23 protein-coding genes and 1 pseudogene are annotated in these 20873 nt (G+C 40.2%); 17 read left to right on the top strand and 7 right to left on the bottom strand.

Annotated elements, in window-relative coordinates; translation table 11 throughout:
• Positions 1 to 67 precede the first annotated feature (67 nt).
• From ACLV7H_RS06470 to ACLV7H_RS06450, 5 genes are all read left to right on the top strand, one after another.
• Positions 68 to 925: an alpha/beta fold hydrolase gene (locus ACLV7H_RS06470; protein ID WP_045590999.1), complete on the top strand. Its 858-nt coding sequence runs from the start codon at positions 68 to 70 to the stop codon at positions 923 to 925.
• A gap of 98 nt (positions 926 to 1023) precedes the next feature.
• Positions 1024 to 1812, top strand: coding sequence for an alpha/beta hydrolase (locus ACLV7H_RS06465; RefSeq protein ID WP_411866707.1), 789 nt, complete (start codon positions 1024 to 1026; stop codon positions 1810 to 1812).
• A 30-nt stretch (positions 1813 to 1842) separates the two neighbouring features.
• On the top strand, positions 1843 to 2361 hold the full coding sequence (rimM, locus tag ACLV7H_RS06460; RefSeq protein ID WP_045591002.1) for a ribosome maturation factor RimM: 519 nt from the start codon (positions 1843 to 1845) through the stop codon (positions 2359 to 2361).
• The gene (trmD, locus tag ACLV7H_RS06455) at positions 2351 to 3070 is read left to right on the top strand and encodes a tRNA (guanosine(37)-N1)-methyltransferase TrmD (protein ID WP_045591011.1); all 720 of its coding nucleotides are present in this window, start codon (positions 2351 to 2353) and stop codon (positions 3068 to 3070) included. The genes rimM and trmD overlap by 11 nt, the downstream gene beginning before the upstream one ends.
• Before the next feature lie 11 nt (positions 3071 to 3081).
• Positions 3082 to 3420, top strand: coding sequence for an ATP cone domain-containing protein (locus ACLV7H_RS06450; protein ID WP_001196045.1), 339 nt, complete (start codon positions 3082 to 3084; stop codon positions 3418 to 3420).
• Between the two features lie 27 nt (positions 3421 to 3447).
• Here the strand turns inward: ACLV7H_RS06450 and ACLV7H_RS06445 are convergent, their stop codons facing one another.
• Positions 3448 to 3768: a hypothetical protein gene (locus tag ACLV7H_RS06445; RefSeq protein WP_001250030.1), complete on the bottom strand. Its 321-nt coding sequence runs from the start codon at positions 3766 to 3768 to the stop codon at positions 3448 to 3450.
• Positions 3769 to 3872: 104 nt separating this feature from the next.
• On the opposite strand from ACLV7H_RS06445, the gene ACLV7H_RS06440 reads away from it, so the two are divergent.
• Complete coding sequence (locus tag ACLV7H_RS06440) at positions 3873 to 4091, top strand: YdbC family protein (RefSeq protein WP_045591016.1); 219 nt, start codon at positions 3873 to 3875, stop codon at positions 4089 to 4091.
• 33 nt (positions 4092 to 4124) lie between these two features.
• On the opposite strand, the gene ACLV7H_RS06435 is transcribed toward ACLV7H_RS06440, so the two are convergent.
• The 3 genes from ACLV7H_RS06435 to gor all read right to left on the bottom strand — a co-directional run bounded on the left by ACLV7H_RS06435 (position 4125) and on the right by gor (position 7101).
• A complete protein-coding gene (locus ACLV7H_RS06435) occupies positions 4125 to 4682 on the bottom strand; it encodes a TetR/AcrR family transcriptional regulator (protein ID WP_411866706.1) in 558 nt (185 codons plus the stop codon).
• Positions 4683 to 5074: 392 nt separating this feature from the next.
• Positions 5075 to 5611: a biotin transporter BioY gene (locus ACLV7H_RS06430; RefSeq protein ID WP_045591021.1), complete on the bottom strand. Its 537-nt coding sequence runs from the start codon at positions 5609 to 5611 to the stop codon at positions 5075 to 5077.
• A 143-nt stretch (positions 5612 to 5754) separates the two neighbouring features.
• A complete protein-coding gene (gor, locus tag ACLV7H_RS06425) occupies positions 5755 to 7101 on the bottom strand; it encodes a glutathione-disulfide reductase (RefSeq protein ID WP_045591023.1) in 1347 nt (448 codons plus the stop codon).
• A 266-nt stretch (positions 7102 to 7367) separates the two neighbouring features.
• Between gor and ACLV7H_RS06420 the strand changes: the two genes are divergently transcribed.
• The 5 genes from ACLV7H_RS06420 to ACLV7H_RS06400 all read left to right on the top strand — a co-directional run bounded on the left by ACLV7H_RS06420 (position 7368) and on the right by ACLV7H_RS06400 (position 13966).
• Positions 7368 to 8552 (top strand): efflux RND transporter periplasmic adaptor subunit, encoded by a 1185-nt coding sequence (locus ACLV7H_RS06420; RefSeq protein WP_045591025.1) that lies wholly within the window; start codon positions 7368 to 7370, stop codon positions 8550 to 8552.
• Positions 8536 to 9237, top strand: coding sequence for an ABC transporter ATP-binding protein (locus tag ACLV7H_RS06415; RefSeq protein ID WP_045591028.1), 702 nt, complete (start codon positions 8536 to 8538; stop codon positions 9235 to 9237). Before ACLV7H_RS06420 ends, ACLV7H_RS06415 begins: the two co-directional genes overlap by 17 nt.
• 1 nt (position 9238) lies before the next feature.
• Positions 9239 to 10498: an ABC transporter permease gene (locus tag ACLV7H_RS06410; RefSeq protein WP_001180394.1), complete on the top strand. Its 1260-nt coding sequence runs from the start codon at positions 9239 to 9241 to the stop codon at positions 10496 to 10498.
• A 135-nt stretch (positions 10499 to 10633) separates the two neighbouring features.
• Positions 10634 to 12631, top strand: a complete 1998-nt coding sequence (gene metG / locus ACLV7H_RS06405) for a methionine--tRNA ligase (RefSeq protein ID WP_045591032.1) — start codon at positions 10634 to 10636, stop codon at positions 12629 to 12631.
• A gap of 84 nt (positions 12632 to 12715) precedes the next feature.
• On the top strand, positions 12716 to 13966 hold the full coding sequence (locus tag ACLV7H_RS06400; protein ID WP_411866705.1) for a DUF6287 domain-containing protein: 1251 nt from the start codon (positions 12716 to 12718) through the stop codon (positions 13964 to 13966).
• Between the two features lie 178 nt (positions 13967 to 14144).
• On the opposite strand, the pseudogene ACLV7H_RS06395 reads toward ACLV7H_RS06400, so the two are convergent.
• The 3 genes and pseudogenes from ACLV7H_RS06395 to coaA form a co-directional block, all read right to left on the bottom strand.
• Positions 14145 to 14678: pseudogene (locus ACLV7H_RS06395) on the bottom strand (DNA topology modulation protein).
• 52 nt (positions 14679 to 14730) lie between these two features.
• Positions 14731 to 14967: a 30S ribosomal protein S20 gene (gene rpsT, locus ACLV7H_RS06390; protein ID WP_001274000.1), complete on the bottom strand. Its 237-nt coding sequence runs from the start codon at positions 14965 to 14967 to the stop codon at positions 14731 to 14733.
• A gap of 67 nt (positions 14968 to 15034) precedes the next feature.
• Positions 15035 to 15955: a type I pantothenate kinase gene (gene coaA, locus ACLV7H_RS06385; protein WP_411866704.1), complete on the bottom strand. Its 921-nt coding sequence runs from the start codon at positions 15953 to 15955 to the stop codon at positions 15035 to 15037.
• 201 nt (positions 15956 to 16156) lie between these two features.
• On the opposite strand from coaA, the gene ACLV7H_RS06380 reads away from it, so the two are divergent.
• From ACLV7H_RS06380 to ACLV7H_RS06355, 6 genes are all read left to right on the top strand, one after another.
• Positions 16157 to 16561: a hypothetical protein gene (locus ACLV7H_RS06380; protein WP_411866703.1), complete on the top strand. Its 405-nt coding sequence runs from the start codon at positions 16157 to 16159 to the stop codon at positions 16559 to 16561.
• 187 nt (positions 16562 to 16748) lie between these two features.
• Complete coding sequence (locus ACLV7H_RS06375; RefSeq protein WP_411866702.1) at positions 16749 to 17339, top strand: class I SAM-dependent methyltransferase; 591 nt, start codon at positions 16749 to 16751, stop codon at positions 17337 to 17339.
• The gene (locus ACLV7H_RS06370) at positions 17336 to 18613 is read left to right on the top strand and encodes a pyrimidine-nucleoside phosphorylase (RefSeq protein WP_045591049.1); all 1278 of its coding nucleotides are present in this window, start codon (positions 17336 to 17338) and stop codon (positions 18611 to 18613) included. The genes ACLV7H_RS06375 and ACLV7H_RS06370 overlap by 4 nt, the downstream gene beginning before the upstream one ends.
• A 19-nt stretch (positions 18614 to 18632) precedes the next feature.
• Positions 18633 to 19295, top strand: coding sequence for a deoxyribose-phosphate aldolase (deoC, locus tag ACLV7H_RS06365; RefSeq protein ID WP_045591050.1), 663 nt, complete (start codon positions 18633 to 18635; stop codon positions 19293 to 19295).
• On the top strand, positions 19282 to 19671 hold the full coding sequence (locus ACLV7H_RS06360; RefSeq protein WP_411866701.1) for a cytidine deaminase: 390 nt from the start codon (positions 19282 to 19284) through the stop codon (positions 19669 to 19671). The genes deoC and ACLV7H_RS06360 overlap by 14 nt, the downstream gene beginning before the upstream one ends.
• Positions 19672 to 19759: 88 nt before the next feature.
• Complete coding sequence (locus tag ACLV7H_RS06355; protein ID WP_001036151.1) at positions 19760 to 20815, top strand: BMP family protein; 1056 nt, start codon at positions 19760 to 19762, stop codon at positions 20813 to 20815.
• The last annotated feature ends 58 nt before the right edge of the window (positions 20816 to 20873 follow it).

Here is a 20873-nt window from a genome sequence, read left to right as displayed (position 1 = left end):
ATTTTAATATAGCATGATAAAATAGATACAAAGAATGATATCAGGATAAAGAGGAGCGAATGTAGAAATGAAGCCAAATGATATTGCTGAAGCTATTGCTTTTTATAACAGAGAACACGAGATGTTGAAACGTCACCTTATAGCAGTCGTAGATTGTGATTTGGTTGTTTATCATCGTCCTGGGAATGCAAATAAAGGCCACATTATTTTCTATCATGGAGCTTGTGGACGCAGTCAGATGTGGGCCCACCAGTATGATGCTTTTGATGGATTTGACCTTTACTTTGTAAATGTTAGAGGGCAGGGTGAATCACCTATGAAAGTTGGGCTACCCGATTTAGAAGGCGCTATTCAAGATGTAGATGCCATTTTGTCCTATTTTAAGCTGGATAAGGTGATATTGGTTGGTCATTCTTGGGGAGGAAATCCACTTCAAGAGTATACCTATCGCCATCCAGAAAGAGTCCTAGCCTTGGTCATGGTAGATAGTTGGGGACAGCATCGATACTTATCAGAGAAAGAAAGAGGTCGAATCAAATATAGTTCTCTTATGTACAAAACGATTCCTTGGAAGGCGATTGCTGATAAGAACTCAAAAATGTGTACTGATAACCCTATCACAAGAGAATTGGTCAAGACAGCAATTATAGAAACTGGGCGAGATGTTTTCTTGAACCTTGGAATCACAGGGTTCTTGGCAGTCCATGAGATAGAAGGATATAAAGGAAATCCTCCCATGCTATTAGTAAGAGGAGAAAACGATTTTCCTAAACACCTAAAAAAAATCTATGATGGTATCATTGCTTTAAACCCTAATGCGCGTCAAGTAACTATTTCAGATAGCAAACACCAACCGATGAATGATCATCCTGAAGAGTTTAATCAGATAGTTGGTGATTTTTTTGAAGAGGTAGTAGCCTTGTAAGATAGGACTTATCCAACTTGTGAAAATCCCTGGAACGTGATAAAATAAAGAATAAGGGTTTTTAATAAATCATTGTTATAGAATGAGTGGATTTCTTTATGAAACGGTTTGAAGTAACTACAAAAATTGGCAGTCTCTCTGTTACTTATAAAAAGGAAAAGAAAGTGCTTGTTTGTTTAAATGGCGCAGGTTTGCTACCAAGTTATGAAAATTTTTCACTTATACTTGAAAAACTTCCCCCTACAATTGGTTATTTGACAATTGATTTTCCGAACACAGGTAGAAGTCTGATTCATGACCAATCTGGAAAAAATCTGGACAATCTTGTAGACGCGGTTTATGAAGTACTTGAAGAATTGGCGATTTCTGAATATATACTTTGTGTTCATAGTTTGAGTGGAATTTTAGCTTGCAAATTGATGAACAAATCAATTAAGTGTCAGGCTTTAGTAGCAATTGAACCAACAACTAAAAAAGTAATGTTTTCTGATTTTTCAGAAAATCCTTATCCAGAAATGGAAGAGCAGATGAGACTGATTGAAGAGTGTGGCCCCGAAGTCTATTTTAAGAACATAACTCAAGCAGCATTTAGCTCTGAAACTAATGAAGAAATCTGGGATTTAGTGCAAGAAAAAGATTCAGAGTTGGAAAGACAAGTTCCAGAATTTCATATATATTGTGAGATTACTGAGAAAGATTTTGAGAATGTATCTATAGAGGCTCATGTCCCTGTATTTATTTTTTGTCAGGCTTATAGAGAAAAAGAGTACAGAGACTCAGAATATTGGACTTCCAATACTAAACTCATTTTAGGAGGGAATCACCATTATTTACAATGGTCTGAATCAGAAAAAATTGCGAATATTATTCGAGAATTGTTAGAATAAGATGGAAAGAAGGAGAGTGCAGGAGACAAGATGAACTACTTTAATGTTGGGAAAATCGTCAATACACAGGGTCTGCAGGGTGAGATGCGAGTCTTGTCTGTGACGGATTTTGCTGAGGAACGGTTTAAAAAAGGGGCAGAGCTGGCTTTATTTGATGAAAAAGATCAGTTTGTTCAAACAGTGATCATCGCTAGCCACCGTAAGCATAAGAATTTTGACATTATCAAATTCAAAGACATGTACCATATCAATGCGATTGAAAAGTACAAGGGTTATAGTCTCAAGGTCACTGAGGAAGATTTAAACGACCTAGACGATGGGGAGTTCTATTATCACGAGATTATCGGTTTGGATGTTTACGAGGGTGACAACTTGATTGGAACTATCAAGGAAATCCTACAACCAGGAGCCAATGATGTCTGGGTAGTCAAGCGAAAAGGTAAGCGAGATTTGCTTTTACCCTACATTCCGCCAGTAGTTCTCAATGTTGATATTCCAAACAAACGGGTCGAAGTGGAAATCTTAGAAGGGTTAGACGATGAAGATTGATATTTTAACCCTCTTTCCAGAGATGTTTTCTCCGCTGGAACACTCGATTGTTGGGAAGGCTCGAGAAAAAGGGCTTTTGGATATCCAGTATCATAATTTCAGAGAATACGCTGAAAAGGCCCGTCATGTTGACGATGAGCCCTACGGAGGCGGTCAGGGGATGTTGCTCCGAGCCCAACCCATTTTCGATGCCTTTGATGCCATAGAAAAGAAAAATCCCCGTGTCATCCTCCTTGATCCTGCTGGGAAACAGTTTGATCAGGCTTACGCTGAGGATTTGGCTCGGGAAGATGAACTTATCTTTATCTGTGGTCACTATGAAGGGTATGACGAGCGCATCAAGACCCTGGTAACCGATGAGATTTCCCTAGGAGACTATGTCTTGACTGGAGGAGAATTGGCGGCCATGACCATGATAGATGCGACTGTTCGCTTGATTCCAGAAGTGATTGGCAAGGAGTCTAGCCACCAAGATGACAGTTTTTCTTCGGGACTCCTCGAATATCCTCAGTACACACGCCCTTATGACTATCGAGGCATGGTGGTACCAGATGTTCTCATGAGTGGACACCATGAAAAAATTCGCCAGTGGCGACTGTATGAGAGTCTAAAGAAAACCTACGAGCGCAGACCTGATCTGCTAGAAAACTATCAACTAACAGCCGAAGAAGAAAAGATGCTGGCTGAAATCAAAGAAAACAAAGAATAAAGGAGAACCTTATGCAAGTAATCAAACGTAATGGAGAAATTGCTGAATTTGATCCTGATAAAATTTACCAAGCTGTTCTTAAAGCAGCTCAAACAGTTTATGTTTTGACTGATGACTTACGTCAAAACTTAGCTCAAGTTACTAAAAAAGTCGTTTTGGACTTGGAAGAAGCAAAAGTAGAACGTGCCACTATCAGCATGATCCAGTCAATGGTCGAGCACCGCTTACTTGGAGCTGGCTACATTACTATTGCAGAACACTATATCTCTTATCGCTTGCAACGCGATTTGGAGAGAAGTGGCTATGGTGACCATATCGCCGTTCATCTTCATTTTGAACAGATCCGTTAAGAAAAAGAGTGGGATGCAAAGAACATCTCACTCTTTCTTAAATAGACTTTTCTGAGCTTTTTGTACAGTTGAGGGAACGAAACGAAGTCGCTTAATGTCACTGATACGAATGATTCGAGTTACGTTTTTTGAAAAATTCTTGACGATAATTTGTTGGCGATTAGCATCGTGTTTGACAATATCACCTGTAAAACTTGTCTCGGCAAGTATGACATGAACAGCCGTCTTTTTCTGGATGGCTTGTTCAATCATAGCAGTGAGGGAGTTGTCCTCGATTTGAGGATGATCATCATTCCCATTGAGAAAACCATGTAGTTTATCTAGAACTAGTTTGAATGTCTGTCTCATAGAATCCTCCCTTCTTATATATCCACATTATATAAAATTTTCCTAAAAACCACAAGATTTTTACGAATAGACTATAGAAAGCATATCACATAAAGGAGTTAAAAATGGCAGAATTTACATTTGAAATCGAAGAACACTTGCTCACCTTGTCTGAAAATGACAAAGGATGGACAAAAGAACTAAATCGCGTTAGCTTTAATGGTGCCCCTGCAAAGTTTGATATTCGTTCTTGGAGTCCTGACCATACCAAAATGGGCAAAGGAATCACGCTTTCCAATGAAGAATTTCAGGTAATGGTCGATGCCTTTAAAGATGGACAATAAAAAGAATCTTGAGTGGAACTCAAGATTCTTTTTTTATGACACAATATAGTCACAGAGAGAAGTCTTAGCCAATTGAATAAAAGTCTCTCTAAATTCTTCAGGTGGTGTTGGATTATCTTTACGAATCCAGACTTCGATGAAAGAGATTGCCATAGTCGTAATGATATAAGCGATGTCTTCTTTACTAAAATTATATTTCAGTTGATAATTAACATTTTTTAGCACCCATCCTGAGTATGTCTCACGCAGAAACTCCTTCCAACATGGATCAACTTGTGTGGTATACAAGGTGTTAACAATTTCTTTTTTTTCGTATATGATCGGAAGTATATAGTCTGCTAAAAAGCTGATAGGATCTCCATCATTGTTAGGGCAGTACTTATTAAAGACGTTAAAAATATGCTGATCGGTCTCTTCGTGAATGTACTCAACAATATCTTCAAAGTTGTTAAAATGCTTTTGATAAATCGCTTGTCGTGAAATACCAGCTACAGCAGCAATTTCAGTCATTGTAAAGGAACTACGATGAGGATTTTTCTTAGCTAGTGTGATGAGAGCACCAATGATTAGCTCACGAGTATTCTTTGCCATAGAATTACCTTTCTGCTTATAATTATTTACAGTTATTTTTGAATGAAGAAAAATCAGAATGTTCAAGTTAATATTAACAATCAATGAACATTAAATTTTCTGAATCTTTTAGGTAGCTCTATTGTATCACAAATAATTTATAAAATATAGCTATCTCAGTGAAAATACGTTTTCTGAAAAGTATACAATTGTTAAACTTCCAAAATCAATGGAAGCTTATTTGGTTTGAATCAATTAGAATATTTTTCTACTTTGCATATCATGAATAGCTCTAATTTGAAGAATAAAACGATTAATATTCATACTGGTATAAGAATAGTCAAGTAGATAAATAGTGTACAGTTGATTCTTAGAAAGGAAATAGTCCAGAACAATGGTTCTAGACTATTCTTTTATCTTGAAAAATATGGAAGGCTTTTCAATCGTTTGAGTAGGGGACGACTAATGAAACTAATGGCAATAATCTTACCAAGATCAGGGAGGATAAAGGGAAGGACGCCAACAGCGAGTGCTTTGTCTAGTGGCATACCAGCTAGGAAGTGGAGACTGAGAATACCTCCGACAAAGACGAGGGAGTCACCCAAGAGGTTGGCTAGGAAAATGCGAATATAGCCACTATTTTGATGGATGAGATAAGATGTAAGTCCAGCATAGACAAGGTCGAACCAAAGATAGCCTGCACTTGGACCAACTAAAACGTGAAATCCAGCTCCTCCACCTGCAAAAACAGGTAAACCAATGGCACCCATTAGGAGATAGAGAGCTACAGATAGAACGGCTTCCCTGGGTCTAAAAACAGTAGCAATCAGACCGATCGCAAAGTTTTGCAAAGTGAAGGGGACAGGACCGATAGGGAGACTGATTTGTGCCAATACGGCGATGAGAGCAGAACCGATAGCAGGAATGGCATAGATATAAGCTTTTTTCAAAACTGTTAACCTCTTTTCAAAATTATAGTAACTATTATACTAATCCAAAAAGAAAAGTCAACCTATTTTTTAAATTAAGGTAACAATTTTGTGACAGCCGATTTTGCATGTAAAAAGAGACCTCGGAAGGCCTCTTTTGATAATTAGCGCATGGTTACAAATTCTTCTGAGGCAGTTGGGTGGATAGCTACTGTAGCATCAAAGTCCGCCTTGGTTGCTCCCATCTTGATGGCAACAGCGAATCCTTGAATCATCTCATCCACTCCGTAACCAAGTCCGTGAAGTCCAACAACTTTTTCGTCAGCACCCGCGGTGATGAGTTTGAAGCGAGATTCTTGACGATGGTTTGTAACGGCTGAGTACATAGATGCAAAGCTTGACTTGTAGACTTTGATGTTATCTTGGCCGTATTCTTTGATAGCTTGATTTTCAGTTAAACCGACTGTTCCGATTGCTGGGTGTGAGAAGACAACAGTAGGGATAGTCGTGTAGTCCATCTTGGCATTTGTTTTTCCGTTGAAAAGGCGTTCAGATAGGGTACGTCCTGCCTTGATGGCTACTGGGGTCAGTTCTTTCTCACCAGTAACATCTCCAAGAGCATAGATGCCATCTACAACTGTATTTTGATACTCATCCACTTGGATAAATCCACGTTCGTTGAGTGTAACGCCGGCCTTTTCTAACTCCAGTTCGTCTACAATTGGACGGCGGCCGGTAGCCCAGATAACTTGGCTTGCAGTGTGACTAGAACCATCTTCGAAATGAATCGTAATGCCTTGCTCTGATTCTTCTAGTTTGGCTGGTACCTTGTGTGTGTGTAAAGGTAGACCTGTTTTTTCCATTTCATTGACAAGTCCTTCAACGATGTAGCTGTCAAAAGTGCGCAAGGGACGATCACGACGGACAAACAAATCCGTTTTTACTCCTAGTGCGTGGAGAACACCTGCTAATTCAACGGCGATATAGCCAGCTCCAAGAATCGCAACGGATTCAGGAAGTTGCTCCCAAGCAAAGACATCGTCTGAGCTACCACCGAGTTCCGCTCCAGAAATAGTTGGGATGCTTGGGCGAGCACCAGTCGCAATCACGATATGTTTGGCACGAATCAATTCGCCATTAACGCTGACTGTGTGGGAATCAACGAAATGAGCACGACCTTCAATCAAATCAACACCGTTGCGCTTGAAACTTCCATCATAAGACGAGCGGGCACGATCGATGTAGGCTTCACGATTTTGACGAAGTTTTGCGAAATCAAATTGAACATCTGAACTTGTAAAACCATAATCAGGTCCGTAGTGGTGGAAGTTTTCAGCGATTTGCGCTCCATACCACATGATTTTCTTAGGAACACAGCCAACATTGACGCAGGTTCCACCTAATTTTTTCTCCTCGATAACAGCTGCTTTAGCCCCGTGTTCACCAGCTCGGTTCATAGTGGCGATACCGCCGCTTCCTCCACCGATGGCGATGATATCATATTCTCTCATAGAAAACTCCTTATAGCTTTGATAGTCATATTCTATCGTTTTTACTATTTGAATGCAAAAATCTGCTACGGTAAAAAAATTATAAAAATGCTTGCCAAATTCAAAAAGATATTGTATTATATATCTAGAACAATAATCCAACAAACGAATACCGAACGAAATAATGATCCTGAATTGTCATTGTTTCCATCTGAACTGTTATTGTTTGAGCTTGGTGTTTCTGATATAATGGTTTTTGTAAGGCAAAAGAATAAAGGAGCTTAAAAATGAAAAGAAATAAGAAGGCAAAAAAATGGCAATTATACACAGCGATTGGTGTTGCCAGTGCTATTGTTATCGGTGCTGCGGGGATTTTGATTTTTAGACAACCTTCCCAGTCAGCAGTCAAGGATGAAACCTCTCATATCGTTACTGCTAAGGAAGGTTCCGTTGCTTCATCGGTTCTCTTGTCAGGTACGGTTACAGCAAAAAATGAACAATACGTTTATTTTGATGCTAGTAAGGGAGATTTAGATGAAATTCTCGTTTCAGTCGGGGACAAGGTCGAAGAAGGACAAGCGTTGGTCAAATACAGCAGTGCAGATGCTCAAGCTGCCTACGATGCAGCTGATCGTGCAGTTGCAAAGGCAGATCGTCATATCGAGGAGTTAAACAAAGCACGTGAAAATGCATCAGCTGCACCAGCTTCCCCACAGGTTCCAACTGAAGCTGGACTCCCAGAACAAGCGCAAGCAGCGACTTCTTCAGTATCTTCTATTGATTCTCAAATCAGTGATGCCAAGGATAACCGTGCAGATGCTGTTGCTCAACTCAACAAGGCTCAAGCTCAGCTAGATGCCGCAACTGTCCTAAGTACACTAGAAGGGACTGTAGTTGAAGTTAATCGTAATGTTTCCAAATCGCCAACAGGTAATAGCCAAGTGGTAGTACATGTCGTAAGTAATGAAAACTTGCAGGTCAAAGGAGAGTTGTCTGAATACAACCTTGCTAACCTTTCTGTTGGGCAAGAAGTTACCTTTACTTCGAAGGTTTATCAAGATAAGAGCTGGACTGGTAAAATCAGCTATATTTCTGATTATCCTAAGAACAATGGAGAAGCAGCGAATGCAGCCCTTGGAGGAAATGCTGGCTCTAAGTACCCTTATACTGTTGATGTGACTAGCGAAATTGGTGAGTTGAAACAAGGTTTCTCTGTCAGTGTTGAAGTTAAGAACAAGAGTAAAGCCATCCTTGTTCCTTTGACAAGTGTTGTTACCGAAAATGACAAAAATTATGTCTGGCTTGTAGACGACCAGAAGAAAGCGAAGAAGGTAGAAGTTACATTGGGGAATGCCGACGCAGACAACCAAGAAATTACTTCAGGTGTGACAGACGGAGCCAAGGTCATCAGTAATCCAACATCTTCCTTGGAAGAAGGAAAAGAGGTGAAGGCTGATGAAGAAACTAATTAGTCTCAAAAATATCTGCAGGAGTTATCGAAATGGTGACCAAGAACTGCAGGTCCTTAAAAATATCAATCTAGAAGTTCATGAAGGTGAGTTTGTTGCCATTATGGGACCATCTGGTTCTGGTAAGTCTACGTTGATGAATACCATCGGAATGTTGGATACACCAACCAGTGGAGAGTACTACCTTGAAGGTCAAGAAGTGGCAGGTCTTGGAGAGAAACAACTGGCCAAGGTCCGCAATCAGCAAATCGGCTTTGTCTTTCAGCAGTTCTTTCTCTTGTCCAAGCTCAATGCACTTCAAAACGTCGAATTGCCCTTGATTTACGCTGGAGTTCCGGCTTCCAAACGTCGGAAAATGGCGGAGGAATTTCTGGAAAAGGTTGAGTTGACAGATCGTAGCCTTCACTTGCCGTCAGAGTTATCAGGTGGTCAAAAGCAACGTGTAGCGATTGCGCGTGCCTTGGTAAATAATCCTTCTATCATCCTAGCAGACGAACCGACAGGAGCCTTGGATACCAAGACAGGGAATCAAATCATGCAACTGTTGGTGGAGTTAAATAAGGAAGGGAAAACCATTATCATGGTCACGCACGAGCCTGAGATTGCTGCCTATGCCAAACGCCAAATTGTCATTCGTGATGGGGTCATCTCGTCTGACAGTGCTCAGGTAGAAAAGGAGGAAAACTAAGATGCAGAATCTGAAATTTGCCTTTTCATCCATCATGGCCCACAAGATGCGTTCCTTCCTCACCATGATCGGGATTATCATCGGAGTTTCGTCTGTCGTTGTCATAATGGCTCTGGGAGACTCCATGTCTCGTCAGGTCAATAAAAACATGACCAAATCACAGAAGGATATCCATGTCTTTTTCTCTCCTATAAAAAGCAAGGACGGCTCCTTTACGCAGAAACAATCCGCTTTGACAGTCAGTGGGAAAGAAGAGGATGTTCATGTTGAACCGCCAAAACCACTAGAGTCTTGGGTCAAGGAGGCTGCTAAACTCAAAGGAGTAGACAGTTACTATGTCACTAACTCGACCAACGTCACCCTGTCTTATAAGGATAAGAAGGTTGAACGAGCGACTTTGACTGGTGGAAATAGCACCTACATGAACGCAGTTGAAAATGAAATCGTTGCGGGTAGAAGTCTAAGACCGCAAGACTACAAGGAATTTGCTAGTGTGATTTTGCTGGACGAAGAACTAGCCAAGAGTTTGTTTGATAGTCCAGAAGCTGCGGTTAATCAAGTCATCTCTGTCAATGAATTTAGTTACCGTGTGATTGGCGTTTATACAAGCAATGAAGCCAAAACTGCTAAAGCCTTTGGGATTGGTGGTCTTCCAATTACGACCAATATCTCTCTCGCAGCCAATTTTAATACTGATGAAATCTCGAACATCGTCTTTCGTGTCAATGATACTAGTCTAACGCAGACCTTGGGTCCAGAGTTGGCTCGAAAACTGACTGAGATTGCAGGTCTTCAGCAAGGGGAGTACCAAGTTGCGGACGCCACTGCCGCCTTCCAAGAGGTACAACAACTATTTGGTTTTATGACCACTGTTATCAGTGCCATCGCAGGAATCTCTCTCTTTGTCGGGGGAACTGGTGTTATGAATATCATGCTGGTTTCGGTGACAGAACGTACGCGTGAGATTGGTTTGCGTAAGGCTCTCGGAGCTACACGGGCTAATATCTTAGTTCAGTTTTTGATTGAATCCATGATCTTGACCTTGCTAGGTGGTGTCATCGGTCTTGGGATTGCTGCTGGAATGACCATGTTAGCTGGAGTACTGCTTCAAAACATGATTGCAGGTATTGAAGTTGGGGTTTCCCTCCCAATCGCTCTCTTTAGCTTGGCTGTGTCAGCAAGTGTTGGGATGATTTTCGGAGTCTTGCCGGCCAATAAAGCCTCTAAGCTCGATCCAATCGAAGCCCTTCGTTATGAATAAGATATAGAACAGGAGAAACAAGATGGACATTTGTCTGTCTTGTTTTTGTCTGGATTTTCCTATCGAAAATCACCGAAAATATGATATAATGAAGTGTTAGAAAAACAGGTTTCATTTGCCTGGAAAGGAAAAATTATGTCTGAAAAGAATTTTTATATTACAACACCGATTTACTATCCATCTGGTAAACTTCATATCGGTTCTGCCTACACAACCATCGCTTGTGATGTCCTAGCTCGCTACAAACGCCTCATGGGCTACGATGTCTTTTATCTAACAGGTCTTGATGAGCATGGTCAAAAAATCCAGCAAAAAGCGGAAGAAGCTGGCATCACACCTCAAGCTTATGTTGACGGCATGGCGGTTGGCGTCAAAGAACTCTGGCAATTACTTGATATCTCGTACGATAAATTTATCCGTACGACGGATGACTACCATGAAAAAGTAGTGGCGCAAGTCTTTGAACGTTTACTTGCTCAAGATGACATCTACCTAGGTGAATATTCTGGTTGGTATTCAGTTTCAGATGAAGAATTCTTTACAGAAAGTCAGCTTGCGGAAGTTTTCCGTGATGAAGCTGGTAATGTAACTGGCGGTATTGCTCCATCAGGTCACGAAGTGGAATGGGTTTCTGAAGAGTCTTACTTCCTTCGCCTCAGCAAATACCAAGACCGTTTGGTTGAATTTTTCAAATCGCACCCTGACTTTATCACTCCAGATGGCCGTCTCAATGAAATGTTGAAAAACTTCATTGAGCCAGGTTTAGAAGATTTGGCAGTTTCTCGTACAACTTTTACCTGGGGCGTGCCAGTCCCATCAAATCCAAAACACGTTGTCTATGTTTGGATTGATGCCCTTCTTAACTATGCGACTGCTCTTGGTTACGGGCAAGACGATCATGCTAACTACGACAAGTTCTGGAATGGAACGGTCTTCCACATGGTAGGGAAAGACATCCTTCGTTTCCACTCTATCTACTGGCCAATTCTTCTCATGATGTTGGATATGAAATTGCCTGACCGCTTGATTGCCCACGGTTGGTTCGTCATGAAAGACGGCAAGATGTCTAAGTCTAAAGGGAATGTCGTTTACCCTGAAATGCTAGTAGAACGTTATGGACTGGATCCACTTCGTTACTACCTCATGCGTAGCCTTCCAGTCGGTTCAGATGGAACCTTCACTCCAGAAGACTATGTCGGCCGTATCAACTATGAATTGGCCAATGACCTTGGAAACCTCCTTAACCGTACGGTTTCCATGATCAACAAGTATTTTGATGGGCAAATCCCTGCCTATGTAGAGGGTGTAACAGAGTTTGACCATGCTCTTGCACAAGTAGCAGAGCAATCTATCACTGACTACCATACTCACATGGAAGCAGTTGACTACCCACGTGCCCTTGAAGTAGTCTGGACACTTATCTCACGTACCAACAAATACATCGATGAGACAGCCCCATGGGTCTTGGCTAAGGATGAAGAGCACCGTGACCAATTGGCAAGTGTCATGAGCCACTTGGCAGCCAGCCTTCGTGTTGTAGCTCACATGATTGAGCCCTTTATGATGGAAACTAGTCGCGCTGTATTGGCACAACTTGGTCTAGCAGAAGTTTCTAGCCTAGAAAACTTGAGCTTGGCAGATTTCCCTGCAGATGTGACTGTTGTTGCCAAAGGAACACCAATCTTCCCACGTCTGGACATGGAAGAAGAGATTGCCTATATCAAGGAACAAATGGAAGGCAACAAACCAGCAGTCGAAAAAGAATGGAATCCAGATGAAGTTGAACTCAAACTAAACAAGGATGAAATCAAGTTTGAAGATTTTGATAAGGTTGAAATCCGTGTCGCAGAAGTAAAAGAAGTTTCTAAAGTAGAAGGTTCTGATAAGTTGCTTCAATTCCGCTTGGATGCTGGAGATGGTGAAGATCGTCAAATTCTTTCTGGTATTGCAAAATACTATCCAAACGAACAAGAATTGGTCGGCAAGAAAGTCCAAATCGTTGCCAACCTCAAACCACGTAAGATGATGAAGAAATATGTCAGTCAAGGGATGATTCTCTCAGCTGAACATGATGGCAAATTAACCCTTCTCACAGTTGATCCAGCTGTACCAAACGGAAGTGTGATTGGGTAAAATCTATAGATAAAAACAGTTTTCTATTTTTCGTATAGAAAAACTGTTTTTTTACTAAAATAAATAATATTTTGGAGATTGGGAATGAAGAAAAATGCTATTCTTTATTTAGGAGTTGTTTTACTACTTGCTATTTTTCTTTTGTTTTCTTTATTTATAAATCGTAAAGAAAGTAAACATCAAGAAGTGCAATCAACTACTACTGAAGTCATAAAATCAGATTTTGAGGATATTTCAGGTGATTATATTTCTTCTACAGGTGAGAAAGCTACTGTTGCTAAAAATGATCAAAATTGGAGAATTTTATATAATACAGACGAAGGTAATGTATTTGGAGACTTTTCTACGGATTGGAAGAAAGATGGCAACAATAGGTCTTCTGTTACAGAATTTAATAAATCAGATGGAAATAAGGATTTTAAAATCTCTATTTTAGTTAATAATGTAGATGATTCATCTAACATTTTAACGGTAATTACCTTATCAGACGGAAATAAGAATCATGAAATGGTATTTGCTAGTAGGACTGATTATTTTAAAAATAGTAAGGATAATATTCTTCAAGGAGATTTAAGCGCTTTTGAAGGGACATATTCTAATGACTATTTAGAAAAAGCAATAGCGGAATCAAACTTTACTTTGTATGGGTACAGTCCTGAAGATTATTTTGAAGATAAAACCTCAGTCTTCCCCAAAATATCCAAACAAGAGGGAAATTGGCTGTTTTGGAGTGGTTCTACACATGCTCAATTCAAGCTAGATAAAAGTAAAAAACCGAAGAAAAATAATGGTTATTATGAAGTCTATTTTGTAGGGGATAATAAAAATGCAATTATTGGGCAAGAATTAGTGCTAACATTTATTCCTGCTAATGAAACTGGACCAGATAATGAGAAAATTCAAGAAAATAGAATTCTTTATGGAAAAAGTTATCTTAGACCATATAAAGTGGGTTGGTGGGAAATATACCAAAAAAATACAATTTCAGAAGTAGACTTAGATATTGAAGCGATTGAAAATGGAGATATTTCAACACTTGTTGGAAAATGGAGGAATGGTCGCGGTAAGGAATTGATAATTAATTCTGATGGAACAACTGGGGATGGAAATAGGATTAAAGTAATAAAAGATTCATCTAAGAAGAGCAGTGTTCCATATGTTAGTTTACAAAGTGGTCATACGAGTGCTGCTATTGGATTGTTTAAAATAGGTTTTAAAAATCCAATGGGTGATCAATCAGATAGCTCACGGCCGCGATTAATTATTACTCAATCAGCTGGAAATTATGATGAAGATTTTTATTATTATAGAGTAGAGGCAAGTGTTTCTCATTAGTAGGTGAAATGTTCAGTAATCAGATAGCATTTGGGCTTTTTTTCGAGTTTAATAGTTTTATGAAATACTTATTCTGATGTACCCCTCTCAGCTGAACATGAAGGCAAGTTAACCCTTCTCACAGTTGATCCAGCTGTACCAAACGGAAGTGTGATTGGGTAAAAGCAAAAAACCAACGTTATACACGTTGGTTTTTCTTGTTATGCGCGAGATTTTCTAAGAAGTAATCCATCTCCTTTTGCGACTTGAGGACAATTACTTTCTCAGGGTAGGTTTCTTGAACCCGTTGATAGCGTTCTTTAGCATTCTTTGTCCGCCCATCCCAGAGAATTCATCGGATAAAATCCCAGTCAAAGCGTTCAGGGCAGCCTGCTGCCATACTTTCTCTGACCTTTCCTCGGTATGTGAGATACCGTTTAAAGGCTCGAAAGAGACAAGTCCATGGTGAAAAGTTGAGAAAGATGATTTGGTCAGCTTCTTGCATTCTTTCCTCGTAATAGCACCAAGAGTAGTTGCCATCGATAACCCAAGCTTTATGCTTTGTGAGAAAGTTTTTCATCTCGCCCAACATCCATTCGCGGTCACTGTCTTGCCAACCAGGTTGAAATTGGAGTGTGTCCATATGCAGTTTGGGGATGGAGTAGTAGTTTGAAAACTTTTCAGCTAGAGTTGACTTGCCTGCTCCAGAATATCCTATGATTGCGATTTTCATTTTCTACCTTTTCTGATTAGAGGACAAAAAAACAGCCTCTATGGACTGTTTCTTATTTAGCAAGTTTAGCTGAAAGACGAGCTTTATCGCGGCTTGCTTTGTTTTTATGAATCAAACCTTTAGTTTCTGCTTTGTCGATAGCTGAGCTAGCAGCACGGAAAAGTTCTTCAGAAGGGTTTGCTTCGAAAGCTTTGATAGCAGTACGCATAGCTGATTTTTGAGCTGAGTTTTTTTCGTTTTGTTTAACGTTCAATTCAGCGCGTTTGATAGCTGATTTAATGTTTGCCAATGTTCTTACCTCCATATTTACTAACTATACTATTATATCTGAAAACTTATGTTTTGACAAGGGGAAATTATTTTTTTAGGTAAATTTCATCGATTTCATGGTTTTTAGTCTTGTGGAGAATGACCTCGGCGCGATTCCTTGTTGGTTCGATATAGTTTTGTAGATTTGAGAGATTAATACTGGTCCAAACCTGATGTGCAAAGGCTTCAACTTCTCCAATCGGCATTTGCGTAAAGTGGTGGTAGTAGCTGTCTGGATCGTTTTGGGCAAAGCTGAGAAGTTTTAAAAATCGGTCTAAATACCAGCTTTCAATGTCTTCGACAGCGGCGTCTACGTAGATGGAAAAATCAAAGAAGTCGGTGATGTAAAGACGCTCATTTTGAGGATTTTGAAAGACATTAATCCCCTCGACAATGACAAAATCAGCAGCTTTGACACGTTGTTTCTCCCCAGGAACAATATCATAAACCTCATGAGAATAGACAGGAATATCAACGTCTTGGCCATTTTTTAGGCGGTCAAGAAAATTCAGCAAGGCTTCCATATCATAACTTTCAGGAAAACCTTTGCGATTTAATATATCTTGATCTATCAAGGTTTGATTGGGATAGAGAAAGCCATCCGTTGTCACTAGCTCTACAGTAGCATCAGTAACTGTACGAGAGAGAAGGATTTGCAGAAGTCGGCTAGTTGTTGATTTTCCTACAGCGACACTTCCTGAAACTCCAATAATGAAGGGTTGAGGTTTACTCTCTCTTTGGAGAAAAATCCCCTTAGAGAAGGATAAATCCTCTTTGGTGCGTTTGTAAATTTGGATAAGATGGACAAGGGGAAGATAGACGTCCGTTACGTCCTGCAGACTAATCTGGTCATTGAAACTCTTGATGGATTCTAACTCTTCCTCTGTCAAAGGGAGGGTCGTTTTGCGATGCAATGATTGCCAAGTCTGGCGACTGATTTTTTCAAAATGTAAAAATTCGTTGGTCATTTGTTTTCCCCTAAATATTTTATCTATCATACCATAAAAAGCTAAAAAAATAAAGCGGTTCCTTGATGGTAGTAAGTCAATATCGTATAATAGAGGTAGATGGAGGTTGAATAATTTAATGATGAGATAGGGAATTGTTTTTGAAGACTTATCAGTTATTAAAAGTGGGCTTTTTAGTTCGCAACTTATAGGAGGTATATAATGAAAATCTTGAGATGTTACATATTGGAACTCTGTTTTATTTTAAGTTTTACACTACCTTTTATAAGGGGAGCAAATGCTGATAATGGTAGACGCTTTGTAGAAACCTATTACGGTTTTACCTTCTTAATGGATCATCTTCTTGTAACAGTTATCTTTATCTGTTCACTCTTGATTGCTTGGCTAGTAAAAAAGCAGTGGACGAAATGGCTTGCTGCTGCTAGTTATCTATTTTTGATTTTGTGGATTGCTACAGAAGGATATCTATTCCGTATGTCACTAGAAGATTTGATACGACTTTGGACAAGTTTGGAAATCTTGACACAAACTTATCAGTTGGGCTTTTATCTAAACAGCTTGTTGGGAATTCTGTTGATGATTAAGCATTTGAAGGTTAAGCAATAATAAAAATGTGCCTGATTACAGACTATAGACGATGAGATATCTGCTCCTACATGCTTTATCATTCGTTTATAAGAGCTGAAAGAGATTGAAGAAAAGGTTTTTTGACTAGGATTCTTCAGTCTTTTTCATTTGATCATCACTTTGTAAACGATTTACAATTCAAGCCAAATTATGGTAAAATAGTTTTATGAGTAAAATGTATTATGCAGAAAATCCTGATGCTGCTCACGACATTCATGAGTTGAGAGTGGAGTTGTTGGGAGAAAACATGACCTTTTTGACGGATGCGGGTGTTTTTAGCAAGAAAATGGTTGACTTTGGGAGTCAGCTCTTGCTCAAGTGCCTAGAGGTCAATGAAGGAGAGACGATCCTTGATGTGGGCTGTGGATATGGGCCATTGGGTTTGTCATTGGTCAAGGCTTATGGAGTTCAGGTAACCATGGTCGATATCAATAATCGTGCCTTGGACTTAGCGCGACAAAATGCTGAACGTAATAAAGTAGAAGCAACGATTTTCCAATCCAATATCTATGAGCAAGTTGAAGGGAAATTTGACCATGTTATTTCCAATCCGCCGATTCGAGCGGGCAAGCAAGTTGTTCATGAGATTATCGAAAAGAGTAAGGATTTTCTGGAAGACGATGGCGACTTAACAATCGTTATTCAGAAAAAACAGGGTGCCCCTAGTGCCAAAAGCAAGATGGAAGACGTTTTTGGAAATTGTGAAATCGTAAAGAAAGATAAGGGATATTATATCCTTAGAAGTGTGAAAGAATGAGAGCAGTTGATTTAATCCAAAAGAAACGAGAAGGTCAGGAACTGACTGCAGCTGAAATCAGATGGCTGGTAGAAGGCTATGTGGCTGGAACTGTTCCAGATTATCAAATGTCAGCTTTTGCTATGGCTGTTTATTTTAAAGGAATGACCACACGTGAGATTTCTGATCTGACGATGAATATGGTTAAGACAGGTCAGGAGTTTGACTTGTCAGCTATTGATGGGGTAAAAGTTGACAAACATTCTACTGGTGGTGTAGGTGATAAGGTGACCTTGATTTTAGCTCCCCTTGTTGCTAGCTTTGGTGTGCCTGTGGCAAAAATGAGTGGTCGTGGACTAGGGCATACTGGAGGAACCCTAGATAAGTTGGAAGCAATCAAGGGTTACCAAGTGGAGCGCAGTCAAGAAGATTTCATTCGTCAGGTACAGGACATTGGTGTATCTGTTATTGGGCAGTCAGATCAGCTTGTTAAAGCAGATAAACTTCTCTATGCCCTCCGTGATGTGACGGCGACTGTCGACACGATTCCTTTGATTGCGAGTTCTGTAATGAGCAAGAAAATTGCTGCTGGGGCGGATGCTATTTTGCTAGACGTAACGGTCGGTGAGGGTGCCTTCATGAAGACAGTTGATGAGGCGCGTGAATTGGCTCAAACCATGGTTGATTTGGGTAAGGCTGTTGGTCGAAAGACAGTAGCAGTTATTACCGATATGAGCCAACCCTTGGGACGAGCCATTGGCAATCGTCTCGAAATCCTAGAAGCAATTGAAATCCTTCAAGGAAAAGGCCGAGAAGATATTAGTCACTTTATTTGTGAACTAGCTCAGATTATGCTTAGTTTGGCAAATGTTGAGAAGACAGTTGAAGAAGTTCGTCAACACCTTGAAAATGGCCAAGCGCTGGATAAGTTTGAAGAAATGGTAGCAGCTCAAGGCGGTGATTTAGAAGATCTCTATCGCCCAGTCAAGGTGGCGCATGTAGTTGATATCCCGGCTCAAGAGTCAGGTGTCATTTCAGCCCTTCCAGCGATGGAATTTGGTCTCTATGCCATGAGATTGGGAGCTGGTCGTGCAGTCAAGACTGATGACTTGGACTATGAAACTGGAATCGTTTTTGAGAAGAAGGTCGGTGACTCCGTTCAAAAGGGAGAAATTGTCGCAAAAGTTTATACAAATGGAAAAATTTCCCCTCAACTAGTTACAGAATTCCAAAAATATGTTAAAATAAATGATAGAGTGAAACGTTTGCAGGAAATAATTGAAATCATCTCATGAAAAAGAGAGGAATCCGAATATGAAATTAAACAAATACATCGATCATACGCTTTTAAAGCAAGATGCAAGTCAAGAACAAATTGATCGTTTGCTATCTGAAGCGCGTGAATATGACTTTGCCAGTGTTTGTATCAATCCCACATGGGTTAAACATGCAAAAACAGGGCTTGATGGCTCAGATGTAAAGGTTTGTACAGTAGTTGGTTTTCCTTTGGGAGCGACAACTTCAGCTTTAAAAGCTTTTGAAACCAAGGAAGCCATCCAAAATGGAGCAGATGAGATTGATATGGTTATCAATGTCGGTGCTCTCAAATCAGGTAATCTGGATTTGGTTGAATCGGACATACGTGCTGTCGTAGAAGCAAGTGGTGACAAGTTGGTTAAGGTCATTATTGAAGCTTGCTTGTTGACAGACGATGAAAAGGTTGTGGCTTGCCAATTATCCCAGAAAGCAGGCGCTGACTTTGTTAAAACATCAACTGGATTTTCAACTGGTGGTGCCACTATAGAGGATGTTAAGTTGATGCGTAAAACGGTCGGGCCAGATATGGGAGTTAAGGCAGCTGGTGGTGCTCGTTCTTATGCGGATGCCGTTGCCTTTGTGGAAGCGGGCGCTACCCGTATCGGAACATCAGCTGGCGTTGCAATTTTAAAAGGAGAATTAGCAGATGGCGACTACTGAGTTGATTGAACTAGCAATTGAAACCAGCAAACAAGCCTATGTACCCTATTCTCATTTTCCTATTGGAGCTGTTTTAGTAGCTAAGGATGGTAGTATTTATACGGGTGTGAACATCGAGAATGCTAGTTATCCCTTGACTAATTGTGGAGAACGTACTGCTATTTTTAAAGCAGTCTCTGAGGGGCAACGAGAGTTTTCAGAATTGATTGTCTACGGACAAACTGAAAAACCCATCTCGCCATGTGGTGCTTGCCGCCAGGTCATGGTTGAATTTTTTGAACAAGATCTAAAAGTGACATTAGTCGCTAAAGATAGATCGACGGTCGAGATGACGGTCGGGGAGTTACTTCCATACTCATTTACAGACTTAAACTAGTCTGGCCACTCTCTGAGTGACGCGGTCCTTGTGGCCAATCAATCCATACTTGCAACATCGTTGCACATCATATTTAGGAGGTTCAGTAATGAACAAGAAACAATGGCTAGGCCTTGGTCTAGTTGCAGTAGCAGCAGTTGGACTTGCTGCATGTGGTAACCGCTCTTCTCGTAACGCAGCTTCATCTTCATCTGAAATGAAGACCAAAGCAGCGATCGTAACAGATACTGGTGGTGTTGATGACAAATCATTTAACCAATCAGCTTGGGAAGGTTTGCAAGACTGGGGTAAAGAACACAATCTTTCTAAAGATAAAGGTTATACTTACTTCCAATCAACAAGCGAAGCAGACTATGCTAACAACTTGCAACAAGCGGCTGGAAGTTACAACCTGATCTTCGGTGTTGGTTTTGCCCTTCACAATGCAGTTGAGGAAGCAGCAAAGGACCACTCTGACCTAAACTATGTCTTGATTGATGATGTGATTGAAGGTCAAAATAATGTTGCGAGCGTAAGATTTGCGGATAACGAAGCAGCTTACCTTGCTGGTGTTGCAGCAGCGAAAACTACGAAAACAAAACAAGTTGGTTTTGTAGGTGGTATCGAATCTGAAGTTATTTCACGTTTTGCAGCTGGATTCAAAGCTGGTGTTGAATCAGTAGACCCATCTATCAAAGTCCAAGTTGACTACGCTGGTTCATTTGGTGATGCTGCCAAAGGTAAAACAATTGCAGCAGCTCAATACGCTGCCGGTGCAGACGTTGTCTACCAAGCGGCTGGAGGTACAGGTGCTGGTGTCTTTGCTGAAGCAAAATCATTGAACGAAAACAAAAATGAAGACGAAAAAGTTTGGGTTATCGGTGTAGACCGTGACCAAGCAGCAGAAGGTAAATACACTTCTAAAGATGGTAAAGAATCTAACTTTGTTCTTGTATCTACATTGAAACAAGTTGGTACAACTGTAAAAGATATTGCCAACAAAACAGAAAAAGGTGAATTCCCTGGTGGACAAGTGATTGTTTACTCATTGAAAGATAAAGGGGTTGAGCTAGCAGTAACAAACCTTTCAGAAGAGGGTAAAAAAGCTGTTGAAGATGCAAAAGCTAAAATCCTTGACGGAAGCGTAAAAGTTCCTGAAAAATAATGGATAAAAGTCATTTCTTAGGAAGCGGCCATTGGTCGCTTCTTTAAGAATTGAGGCA

Origin of the sequence: Streptococcus oralis (assembly GCF_965111685.1) — a bacterium.
In the GTDB taxonomy this organism is placed as follows: Bacteria; Bacillota; Bacilli; order Lactobacillales; family Streptococcaceae; genus Streptococcus; species Streptococcus oralis_B.
Note: the sequence above shows the minus strand (reverse complement) of the source record. Positions and strands in the feature narration are given on the sequence as shown.

What these genes read in the sequence shown, in the direction of transcription:
- ACLV7H_RS06440 (WP_045591016.1), top strand. Translation starts at nt 3,873, where the DNA reads ATGGCAGAATTTACATTTGAAATCGAAGAACACTTGCTCACCTTGTCT.
- metG (WP_045591032.1), top strand. Translation starts at nt 10,634, where the DNA reads ATGTCTGAAAAGAATTTTTATATTACAACACCGATTTACTATCCATCT.
- ACLV7H_RS06450 (WP_001196045.1), top strand. Translation starts at nt 3,082, where the DNA reads ATGCAAGTAATCAAACGTAATGGAGAAATTGCTGAATTTGATCCTGAT.
- ACLV7H_RS06380 (WP_411866703.1), top strand. Translation starts at nt 16,157, where the DNA reads ATGAAAATCTTGAGATGTTACATATTGGAACTCTGTTTTATTTTAAGT.
- ACLV7H_RS06420 (WP_045591025.1), top strand. Translation starts at nt 7,368, where the DNA reads ATGAAAAGAAATAAGAAGGCAAAAAAATGGCAATTATACACAGCGATT.
- ACLV7H_RS06360 (WP_411866701.1), top strand. Translation starts at nt 19,282, where the DNA reads ATGGCGACTACTGAGTTGATTGAACTAGCAATTGAAACCAGCAAACAA.
- ACLV7H_RS06375 (WP_411866702.1), top strand. Translation starts at nt 16,749, where the DNA reads ATGAGTAAAATGTATTATGCAGAAAATCCTGATGCTGCTCACGACATT.
- ACLV7H_RS06445 (WP_001250030.1), bottom strand. Translation starts at nt 3,768, where the DNA reads ATGAGACAGACATTCAAACTAGTTCTAGATAAACTACATGGTTTTCTC.
- coaA (WP_411866704.1), bottom strand. Translation starts at nt 15,955, where the DNA reads ATGACCAACGAATTTTTACATTTTGAAAAAATCAGTCGCCAGACTTGG.
- ACLV7H_RS06370 (WP_045591049.1), top strand. Translation starts at nt 17,336, where the DNA reads ATGAGAGCAGTTGATTTAATCCAAAAGAAACGAGAAGGTCAGGAACTG.
- ACLV7H_RS06415 (WP_045591028.1), top strand. Translation starts at nt 8,536, where the DNA reads ATGAAGAAACTAATTAGTCTCAAAAATATCTGCAGGAGTTATCGAAAT.
- deoC (WP_045591050.1), top strand. Translation starts at nt 18,633, where the DNA reads ATGAAATTAAACAAATACATCGATCATACGCTTTTAAAGCAAGATGCA.
- ACLV7H_RS06400 (WP_411866705.1), top strand. Translation starts at nt 12,716, where the DNA reads ATGAAGAAAAATGCTATTCTTTATTTAGGAGTTGTTTTACTACTTGCT.
- gor (WP_045591023.1), bottom strand. Translation starts at nt 7,101, where the DNA reads ATGAGAGAATATGATATCATCGCCATCGGTGGAGGAAGCGGCGGTATC.
- ACLV7H_RS06435 (WP_411866706.1), bottom strand. Translation starts at nt 4,682, where the DNA reads ATGGCAAAGAATACTCGTGAGCTAATCATTGGTGCTCTCATCACACTA.
- ACLV7H_RS06465 (WP_411866707.1), top strand. Translation starts at nt 1,024, where the DNA reads ATGAAACGGTTTGAAGTAACTACAAAAATTGGCAGTCTCTCTGTTACT.
- ACLV7H_RS06355 (WP_001036151.1), top strand. Translation starts at nt 19,760, where the DNA reads ATGAACAAGAAACAATGGCTAGGCCTTGGTCTAGTTGCAGTAGCAGCA.
- ACLV7H_RS06470 (WP_045590999.1), top strand. Translation starts at nt 68, where the DNA reads ATGAAGCCAAATGATATTGCTGAAGCTATTGCTTTTTATAACAGAGAA.
- rimM (WP_045591002.1), top strand. Translation starts at nt 1,843, where the DNA reads ATGAACTACTTTAATGTTGGGAAAATCGTCAATACACAGGGTCTGCAG.
- ACLV7H_RS06410 (WP_001180394.1), top strand. Translation starts at nt 9,239, where the DNA reads ATGCAGAATCTGAAATTTGCCTTTTCATCCATCATGGCCCACAAGATG.
- trmD (WP_045591011.1), top strand. Translation starts at nt 2,351, where the DNA reads ATGAAGATTGATATTTTAACCCTCTTTCCAGAGATGTTTTCTCCGCTG.